The organism is Gordonia sp. NPDC003424, from assembly GCF_053588655.1.
Genome location: NZ_JBSFQJ010000046.1, coordinates 1 through 1,164, shown reverse-complemented (window position 1 = coordinate 1,164; position 1,164 = coordinate 1). Strand labels below are relative to the sequence as shown.

1 protein-coding gene is annotated in these 1,164 nt (G+C 67.0%); it reads left to right on the top strand.

Annotation, left to right across the window (positions count from 1 at the left end):
* Window positions 1-121: 121 nt before the first annotated feature.
* Window positions 122-1,164 (top strand): IS1380 family transposase (locus ACWDTI_RS27250; RefSeq protein WP_449741266.1); only part of this gene is annotated, 1,043 nt, incomplete at its 3' end.

Below are 1,164 nucleotides of genomic sequence, written 5' to 3'. Positions count from 1 at the left end.
TAGCCTGAATTTTTCGTGCTGATTTGCTGTGGCGTCGTGTTGATACGCGAAAGTGCCTGTCTCACAGGGCATGATCCGATTTGTTCAGGATCAACCATGCCGAGGAGAAGGCACTTCGCAGATGCAGGGTATCGCAGAGCGTCCACGGGTGAAAGTATCGGCCGACGGGGACGGCGTGTTGTCACATGCCGGCGCGTCGTTGGTGCGTGAGGTCGCCGATCTCAGTGGGCTGACCGATCAAATCACCGCCGCGTTGGCCGACACCTACAGCGGGCCATGGCGGCATGCGCCGGGGGCGGTGTTCGCCGATCTGGCCGCCGCCATCGCCGATGGCGCCGACTGTGTGGATCGGGCCGCGACCCGCTGCGCGGCAGGAGAGTGGGTATTCGGCGAGTCGGCCTCGACGACCACGATGTGGCGCCTGATCGATCAACGTATCAACGCCGCCCACCTCGAATCGGTGATCGCGGCCCGCAACATCGCCCGCGCCCGAGCGTGGGAGGCCGGGGCGGCCCCGTCACCGGAGTGCGACTGGTTACGCATCGACGTCGATGCCACCATCACTCTGGATCACTCCGACAACAAAGAGAACGCCGCGGCCACCTGGAAACACACCTACGGATTCCATCCGCTGCTCGCGTTCCTGGATCGCCCCGATATCTCCGCCGGTGAAGCCCTCGCCGCGCTCCTGCGGCCGGGCAACGCCGGGTCCAACACCGCCGCCGATCACATCACCGTGCTCGACGCGGCGCTCGCGGCGTTACCGCCGGCCTATCGCCCCGACACCCCCGGCAGCCCCAAGATCCTCATTCGCAGTGATTCCGCCGGTGCCACACACGCTTTCGCTGCCGCCTGCCGCGACCGCGGGGTGGGGTTCTCCTTCGGGGTGGTGTTCACCGAAGCGATGAAAGAGGCCACCGAAACACTCAACGCGGCCGCCGCGTGGACACCGGCGATCGATGACGACGGCGAGGTCCGTGAGGGTGCGTGGGTGGCCGAGGCCACCGATCTGGTCGATCTGTCGGTCTGGCCGGCCGGCACCCGGCTGATCCTGCGCAAAGAGCGCCCGCATCCCGGGGCGCAGTTGCGGTTCACCGACTCCGAGGGACACCGGGTCACCGGACTCATCACCGACACTCCCGCCCGCCAGACGCCCGGCGGAGT